Source organism: Mycobacterium sp. (genome assembly GCF_049673265.1).
Lineage (GTDB): Bacteria > Actinomycetota > Actinomycetes > Mycobacteriales > Mycobacteriaceae > Mycobacterium.
Genome location: NZ_JBATXN010000698.1, coordinates 1 through 7,955, shown reverse-complemented (window position 1 = coordinate 7,955; position 7,955 = coordinate 1). Strand labels below are relative to the sequence as shown.

General features: G+C 65.4%; 8 protein-coding genes. 3 read left to right on the top strand and 5 right to left on the bottom strand.

Features of this window, described 5'->3' with window-relative positions:
- The first annotated feature begins 10 nt into the window (after window positions 1–10).
- Window positions 11–1,399, top strand: coding sequence for a class II 3-deoxy-7-phosphoheptulonate synthase (locus tag WBF82_RS23705; RefSeq protein ID WP_424385367.1), 1,389 nt, complete (start codon window positions 11–13; stop codon window positions 1,397–1,399).
- Between the two features lie 11 nt (window positions 1,400–1,410).
- Here the strand turns inward: WBF82_RS23705 and WBF82_RS23700 are convergent, their stop codons facing one another.
- Complete coding sequence (locus tag WBF82_RS23700) at window positions 1,411–2,640, bottom strand: protein kinase domain-containing protein (protein ID WP_424385364.1); 1,230 nt, start codon at window positions 2,638–2,640, stop codon at window positions 1,411–1,413.
- A gap of 81 nt (window positions 2,641–2,721) precedes the next feature.
- On the opposite strand from WBF82_RS23700, the gene WBF82_RS23695 reads away from it, so the two are divergent.
- Entirely contained in the window at window positions 2,722–3,126 is a 405-nt protein-coding gene (locus WBF82_RS23695) for an Rv2175c family DNA-binding protein (protein ID WP_424385363.1), read from the top strand.
- Here WBF82_RS23695 and WBF82_RS23690 read toward each other — a convergent pair.
- Window positions 3,120–4,637: an alpha-(1->6)-mannopyranosyltransferase A gene (locus WBF82_RS23690; protein ID WP_424385362.1), complete on the bottom strand. Its 1,518-nt coding sequence runs from the start codon at window positions 4,635–4,637 to the stop codon at window positions 3,120–3,122. The genes WBF82_RS23695 and WBF82_RS23690 overlap by 7 nt on opposite strands.
- 5 nt (window positions 4,638–4,642) lie before the next feature.
- Entirely contained in the window at window positions 4,643–5,701 is a 1,059-nt protein-coding gene (gene idsA2, locus WBF82_RS23685) for a bifunctional (2E,6E)-farnesyl/geranyl diphosphate synthase (protein WP_424385366.1), read from the bottom strand.
- 282 nt (window positions 5,702–5,983) lie between these two features.
- On the opposite strand from idsA2, the gene WBF82_RS23680 reads away from it, so the two are divergent.
- A complete protein-coding gene (locus WBF82_RS23680; protein WP_424385361.1) occupies window positions 5,984–6,874 on the top strand; it encodes a mycobacterial-type methylenetetrahydrofolate reductase in 891 nt (296 codons plus the stop codon).
- Here WBF82_RS23680 and WBF82_RS23675 read toward each other — a convergent pair.
- Complete coding sequence (locus tag WBF82_RS23675) at window positions 6,853–7,503, bottom strand: LppM family (lipo)protein (RefSeq protein WP_424385365.1); 651 nt, start codon at window positions 7,501–7,503, stop codon at window positions 6,853–6,855. The two genes, WBF82_RS23680 and WBF82_RS23675, sit on opposite strands and share 22 nt — an antisense overlap.
- Window positions 7,504–7,616: 113 nt before the next feature.
- Window positions 7,617–7,955, bottom strand: a 339-nt coding sequence (locus tag WBF82_RS23670) for a GNAT family N-acetyltransferase (protein WP_424385360.1), incomplete at its 5' end; no start/stop codon positions are given.

Here is a 7,955-nt window from a genome sequence, read left to right as displayed (position 1 = left end):
CCATAGACGGGTGAACTGGACCGTTGACGTACCGATCGAGCAGCTGCCGCCGCTGCCTCCGCTGCCGGCGGATTTGCGGGCCCGGCTGGACGCCGCGCTGGCCAAGCCCGCCGCACAGCAGCCCAGTTGGACGCCCGAGCAGGTCGAGCCGATGCGAACGGTGCTCGAGAGTGTTCCCCCGGTGACGGTGCCGTCGGAGATCGTGCGGCTACAGGACATGCTGGCCCAGGTAGCCAGGGGAGAGGCGTTCCTGCTGCAGGGCGGCGACTGCGCCGAGACATTCGTCGATAACACCGAACCGCACATCAGAGGCAACATCCGCGCCTTGCTGCAGATGGCGGTGGTGTTGACCTACGGCGCCAGCGTGCCGGTGGTGAAGTTGGCCCGGATCGCCGGACAGTACGCCAAGCCCCGGTCGTCGGACCTGGACGCGCTCGGGTTGCGCTCCTACCGCGGCGACATGGTCAACGGATTCGCCCCGGACGCCGCGGCCCGCGAGCATGACCCGTCGCGGCTGGTACGGGCTTACGCCAACGCCGGTGCGGCGATGAACCTGGTGCGCGCGCTGACATCTTCGGGGTTGGCTTCGCTGCATTTGGTGCACGACTGGAACCGGGAATTCGTCCGCACCTCGCCGGCAGGCGCACGCTACGAGGCGTTGGCCAGCGAGATCGACCGGGGCCTGAAATTCATGAGCGCCTGCGGGGTGGCCGACCGCAACCTGCAGACCGCCGAAATCTACGCCAGCCATGAAGCTTTGGTCCTCGACTACGAGCGGGCCATGCTGCGGCTCTCCGACGCCGAAGACGGCGAGCCGCAACTGTACGACCTGTCGGCGCACTACCTTTGGATCGGCGACCGGACCCGGCAACTCGACGGCGCGCACATTGCGCTGGCCGAGGTGATCGCAAATCCGATCGGTGTCAAGATCGGACCGTCAACGACGCCCGAGCAAGCCGTCGAATACGTTGAGCGCCTTGACCCGCACAACAAGGCGGGGCGGTTGACCCTGGTGAGCCGACTTGGCAACAACAAGGTGCGCGACCTGTTGCCGGCGATCATCGAGAAGGTGCAAGCCACCGGTCATCAGGTGATCTGGCAGTGCGATCCCATGCACGGCAACACCCACGAGTCATCCACTGGGTACAAGACACGGCATTTCGACCGCATCGTCGACGAGGTGCAGGGTTTCTTCGAGGTGCACCGCGCGTTGGGCACCTACCCCGGTGGTATCCACGTCGAGATCACCGGAGAGAACGTCACCGAGTGTTTAGGTGGCGCTCAAGACATTTCGGAAACCGATCTGAGCGGTCGCTACGAAACCGCCTGCGACCCCAGGCTGAACACCCAGCAGTCCTTGGAGCTGGCGTTTCTGGTCGCCGAAATGCTGCGGGACTGAGCCAGATTACGTTAGAACAATCCGCGCAGATTGCTGCCGACGGTCCATGCCGCTGCCGCGACCATCCCGGTGACCGACAACACCACCGCAACCCAGATCAGCACCATGCGTCGGGCGTGCTGACGCTCGAGTGCGAACTCGATCAGGTCGATCCCAGCGAATTGTCCTGATATTTCCTGATACTCGTCATCGGTCTGCGCGCCGGCTTCAGCCGGCCGGTTCTCGGGCCTGCGGGTCAACTCACGAGTGGGGTGGTGCACCCGCGGCCGTTGGGTTGGCGGTTGCTGCGGTTCTGTGGTGTCGTGTTGCTCGATCTGGCTGTGCTGCAGTGCGGCCGAGCGATGTTGCGCGGAATTGCGCGGCGCGGGCACCCGAAATTCCGGTAGCGCCAACTGGTCGACGATCGTTTCCAGTTCGGCGCCCATTTCTTGTGCGTCTGCGTAGCGGGCGGCGGGATCACGCGCTGTCGCGCGACCGACCAGCTCATCGAATTGTTCGGGAACGCCAGCGATCATCGCGCTAGGGATGGGAACGTCGTTATCAAGGCGTTGGTATGCGACCGACAATGCCGAGTCGCCGGAAAACGGCGTCTGCCCCGTGAGCAACTCATAGGCCACGATGCCCACGCCGTAGACATCGCTACGCGGGCTGGCGTTTCCGTCCCGCACTTGTTCGGGGGACAGGTAGGCGGCGGTGCCGAGAATGACACTGGTGGAAGTGATTCCGGCTGCAGCGACGGCCCGAACTAACCCGAAGTCGACGATTTTGACGTCGCCCTCATCGGAGATCAACACGTTTTCGGGCTTCACATCGCGGTGCACCAGGCCGGCGCGATGCGCGGCGGCCAGCCCGCCCAGCACCGGGCCCAGCACCGCCGCGACCGCATGCGGTGGCATTGGCCCACGCTCGGACAGCAACTCGCGCAGCGTGCCCCCCTCGACGAGTTCCATCACCAGGAACGGGTGTCGCGCGTCCAGCCCCTGGTCGTACACCGCGACCAGGCCGGGATCTTTGAGCCGGGCGACCGTGCGGGCCTCGAGCTGGAAGCGGGTGAGGAATTGTTGGTCGCCGGCGTAGCGAGAATCCATCACCTTCAGCGCGACCGGGCGGTCCAAACGGGTGTCGAGGCCGCGGTACACCGTCGAGGTTCCCCCGGTGGCGATCTTGGTCGCAACACGATATCGCCCGTCCAGCAACGTGCCCTCAAGGGGATCGTGCGTCGCGGCAGCCACGGGGTTCATCGTAGGTTGCGGCCCGCAGTCCGCCTGAAATCTCTTCTTCGCGCGCCGAAATAAGCAGCGCGCCCGGCCTACACTAAATCGGTGAGCAGGATCCCGGCCGGCGACGACGTTCTGGACCCCGACGAACCCACCTACGATCTTCCCGGCGTCGCCGAGTTGCTCGGTGTACCGGTCACCAAGGTGCGCCAGCATCTGCGGGAAGGTCATCTGGTGGCGGTGCGGCGTGCCGGCGACGTGTTGGTGCCGCGGGCCTTTTTCACCGATTCCGGCGAGGTGGTCAAGAGCCTGCCCGGATTGCTGATGGTGCTGCACGACGGCGGCTACCACGAGACCGAGATCGTGCGCTGGCTGTTCACCCCCGACCCGTCGCTGACTGTCACTCGGGACGGAACCCGGGACGCCTTGAGCAACGCCCGGCCGGTCGACGCGTTACACGCCCACCAGGCGCGCGAAGTGCTGCGCCGGGCGCAGGCCATGGCCTACTGACTTGCAGGCTTGGGCGTCGGCGCGCGAGACAGCGTTCGCCAGGCGATCAACGCGCACGCCGACGCAAGCAAGACGTGGATCCACGAGTACATGCCATGGGCGCCATCGGGTTTGAAGATGACCATGATCCAGGTGGAGAAGCCGGCGATCGCCGCAACCGCCATGCGCGACTGCGCAAGCGGGGCCATGACCGCCAGCGGCCAGGTGTAGTACCACGGCAGTGCGGCGGGAACGAACAACACGACGACGACCATCGCCCACGCGATGCCGGTGAGCGCCTCGCGGTCGTCGTGCCGGAATCGCCACCACAGCAGCGGCAGTGACACCGCGATGATCACGATGCCCGCTGCGCGGGTGACCTGCAGCACCGCATAGAAATTCACCGGAAAGAACAATCCTCCGACGGTGTGGATGAGGTTCGCGGTCGCAGTCGGGATGGTCAGCCAGTTGATGATCTTCACCGAACCGGCCAGCGCGGTCAGCCAGCCCAGCCCGACCCCGGCCAAGCCGGACAACACCGCGAACACCGCGACGAAGATCAGCAAGGACATCGCACTCGCCGCCACAAAGGCGCCGACCGGCCGGTATCCGCGGCGATCGCGAAGATGGCGCATCCACACCCAAACCAGAAACGGCAGCGCGATTCCGGCCGTGGCCTTCACCGCGACTCCGACGGCGACCAGCGCGATGCCCGCGACATGATGGCGTTGAAAAGTCAGCGCAATGCCGGCGGCCATCAGGCCCACCATCAGCATCTCGTTGTGCACCCCGCCCATCAGATGGACGATCACCAGCGGGTTGAGCACACAGATCCACAGCGCGACGGGTGAATTGGCGCCGAGGTGGCGGGCCAGTCGCGGCGTCGCCCAGATCAGCAGCGCCAGGCCGGGCAGCATGCACAGGCGCAGCAACATGGTTCCGGCGATCACATGATTGCCCACCAGCATCGTGATCAGCCTGGCAACCATGATGAAAGCCGGACCGTAGGGTGCCGTCGTGATGGTCCAGATAGGACTTACGTTGTCCAGCAACGGGTTCGGATTCTCGATCGGCCCCACCGCATATGGGTCCAGGCCATCGCGCAGCAGTGCGCCCTGGGCCAGATACGAGTAGGTGTCACGGCTGAATACCGGCACCGACAGCAGTAGCGGTGCCAGCCAGAAAGCGGTGGTCGCCATCATGGTGTATTCGCTCGCATCACCGGCGACAACGCGACGGCCCAGCCACAACCACGCAGTCAACATCAACGCGACACCCAGCCACAGCAGCAACGAAGACAGCACCAGCCCGTGGCCAAAGCGCAACCAGGACAGGTGCAGCGACTCCAGCAGCGGGTCATGTTGTTTCGTGCTGCCTGCGCCGAGTCCACCCACAGTGATCAGCGCCGCACCCAGGCAGCCCAACAGCGCCGGTCGCCCCTCGGCTGTGGCGATGAACTCCCGCAATCGTGAAAAGTGTTGTGCCTGACCGGCAGTCGAGTCGGCAGTCGGGGTTGACGCGCGGGTGGACATCTGGGTCAGGCGGACCGGTTGGCGACTAATCTGGCAAGCTCGGACAACCCGGCCTTGGCCGCCGCGTGGATAGGTGCGTCGGCCAGCGTGGCCAATGCCCGCCGGGTCAGCGTGTCGATCTGGTTCTCGGCTGCGGCCAACGCGCCGACCCGCTCGATGACCTCGCACAGCTCACCCACTTGGGCATCGGTCAACTCGGTACCGATCGAAGCGCGTAACAGCTTGGCGGCGGCCGGATCTGACTCATCGGCCAATTCGACCGCGGTTGCCAGCAGCACCGTCCGCTTGCCGGACCGCAGGTCGTCCCCGGACGGCTTGCCCGTGACGGCCGGATCGCCGAACACTCCCAACACGTCGTCGCGCAGTTGGAATGCGACACCGAGATCGGTGCCGACGTCGTGGAAAAGGGCGTGCACATCGGGTCTGTCGGCAGCGGCCGCCACTCCCAATTGCAGTGGACGCGACACCGTGTAGGAGGCGGTCTTAAAAGTGTTGACGTTCATCGCCGATGCGATCGACTCGGCGGCACTGGCCTCGGCCACGATATCGAGGTATTGACCACCGAGTAACTCGGTGCGGATGTCGACCCAGACTCGCCCCACCCGTCGGCGCGCATCCGGCGGCAGGTCGACGCCCGTGACGATGTCGTCGGCCCACGCTAGCGCAAGATCGCCGAGCAGGATCGCTGCCGAACGGCCGAATTGGTCGGCCGGTCCACGCCACTGCCGGTCGCGGTGCAAGGCAGCGAACTGTACGTGGGTGGTGGGCCGGCCCCGCCGGGTCGCTGAGTCGTCGATCACGTCGTCGTGCACCAACGCCGAGGCATGCAGGAGCTCCAGCGCCGAGAACAACAGCAGCTCTTGGGCTCCGATGTCTGAGACCTCCTTGCTCGACACCGAACGCCAACCCCAGTAGGCGAAGGCCGGGCGCAGCCGCTTGCCGCCGCTGAGCACGAACTCTTCCAGGCCGGCAGTCAGGCGCTGATAGTCGCTGCCGATGTAGGCGGCCGCGCTGCGGCGGTCATGTAAGTACTTGCGCAACTGGTCGGTGACGGCAGCGAGGATATGGCCCAACTCGACGGTTGCCGCTGCTTCTACGCTCAGCGCGACGCCCCTTCCTCCTCGGCCCGTTCCGGCCCGCATCGTCGCCGGGCGAGTCATGGCCCGCCAAGTCTATTCGGCGCCGCGTTGTCCAGGTGGTTTTGCCTGACGAGGCCCGCTGCGCCTGCGCGCGCCGCGCATCGTCGCGGGGCAGTTGCTTCGACAGCCTCATTTTCTCGCCCCTATGCTGTCGGGTGATCCGCGCCCGCTCGCGAACAACGAGTCATTTGATTGAGGAGTAACCCCTTGACCTTGAACACCGTCGCGGTCGAGCTGGTACCCACGAACGTGGAGCGTGGTGCGGAGCAGGCTCTTGAAGACGCCCGCAAGGTGGTGCAGCTGTCCGCGGAATTCGGCCTCGACGGGCGGATCGGGCACTTGATGATGCCGGGTTTGATCGAGGAGGAGGATGACCGGCCGGTCGAGATGAAGCCGAAGCTCGATGTGCTGGATTTCTGGTCGATCATCAAGCCGGAATTGCCCGGAGTGCGTGGGTTGTGCAGCCAGGTCACCGCTTTCATGGATGAGCAGTCCTTGCGCCGCCGGCTCGGTGATCTGGTCGGCGCCGGCATCGACGGGATCGTGTTCGTCGGCGTGCCCCGCACGATGGCCGACGGCGAGGGCTCCGGCGTCGCGCCGACCGACGCCCTGTCGATCTATCGCGAGCTGGTGGACAACCGCGGCGTCATCCTGATCCCCACTCGGGCTGACGAAGCCGGTCGTTTTAACTTCAAGTGCGATCAGGGCGCGACGTTCGCTCAGACCCAGCTGCTCTACTCCGACGCGCTCGTCGGTTTCCTGACCGAGTTCGCCGAGCGGACCGACCACCGCCCGGAAATCCTGTTGTCGTTCGGCTTTGTACCCAAGTTGGAGGACCGGGTTGGTTTCATCAACTGGCTCATCCAAGACCCGGGCAACGCCGCCGTCGCCCAGGAGCAGGCCTTCGTCAAGACGTTGGCCACCACCGAACCCCCCCAAAAGCGCAAGCTGATGGTCGATCTGTACAAGCGGATAATCGATGGCGTCGTCGGCCTGGGCTTTCCGTTGAGCATCCATCTCGAGGCCACTTACGGTAATTCCGCGCCGGCTTTCGAGACGTTCACCGAGCTGCTGGATTATTGGTCGCCGTCGGCCTGAGAGCTGGGCTCAGCGAATCGCGGCGAGCGGTCGCGGCTGTACCAGGCCAGCAGCCCCACCACACCGGCGACCACCAGCGACGAAAGCGTCAGCCAAAGAGCCGCACCGCGGAACGAGCGGGTGCTCGGATCGGTGTAGCGGGCCTGAGCGGACAACATGCTCACGATGCCTGGCTTGAGTTTCCACTGCACCGTCTCGGGGTCCACGCGGTCGCCGTTGGTTGATGTCACCGAGCCGGGAAACGCGACCGTCAGCTCGACGTCCGCGTCGGGGTCGGTCAGCGACGTCAGGTCCGCCCGTCCCTCCAGGATCACCAGGTCGCCCGCCCTTCGCAGGGACAAGTTCACGCCCTGCGCGTCGGAGTTCATATTCGACAGCTCGGGCAGCTCGGCGAAGGTCAAGTCGGAGAACACCGCCTGTGAACCCACGTAGCCGTCGCGGTCGTACTTTGAGATCGCCACTTTCTGGCTGAACGGCAGATTGGGATCCAGCTGGGGACCGGTGTCCTTGTCGTTGCGCGGTTTGGCCGCCGCGATGATCTCTCCCGACACCAGGTCGTCGGGGGAGATGGTGATCGACGCCCTGATCCGGACGCATCCGGCGAGCACCGGTAGCACCAGGAACAGCATCGCCCACGCCGCCAGGCGCCGACGACGACGCGCAGTGAACCGCTGGGCGAAAAGCTGGCTAACGCTGGCACGCACCAGGTCATCGTGCCAGACCTCATCGCGGCGGTGTGCGGCTACAGCGGGAGCTTGCGGCCGAGGATCGCAAACGCTCGCGGGTCGCCGGTGAAGTGGTAGCCGCGAATGATGTCGATAAATCCCAGCCGACGGTACAGCCGCCAGGCGCGATTGGCTTCGCCATTGATTTCCGGGGTCGACAGCAGCACGTTAGCCTCGCCGCGGTCGGCAAGCAGCCTCCGCGCCAACGCTTCTCCCAGACCGCGGCCCTGGGCGCGGGGATGAATATGCAACTCGGTCAGCTCGAAGTAGCTGCCCATAAGCCTGGCGATCTCCGGCCCGGGGAAGCCGCCGCGTTGCAACCCGGCCACCACTTGCTGTTGCCACCACTGGTCGGG

What these genes read in the sequence shown, in the direction of transcription:
- WBF82_RS23700 (WP_424385364.1), bottom strand. Translation starts at nt 2,640, where the DNA reads ATGAACCCCGTGGCTGCCGCGACGCACGATCCCCTTGAGGGCACGTTG.
- WBF82_RS23690 (WP_424385362.1), bottom strand. Translation starts at nt 4,637, where the DNA reads ATGTCCACCCGCGCGTCAACCCCGACTGCCGACTCGACTGCCGGTCAG.
- WBF82_RS23675 (WP_424385365.1), bottom strand. Translation starts at nt 7,503, where the DNA reads ATGCTGTTCCTGGTGCTACCGGTGCTCGCCGGATGCGTCCGGATCAGG.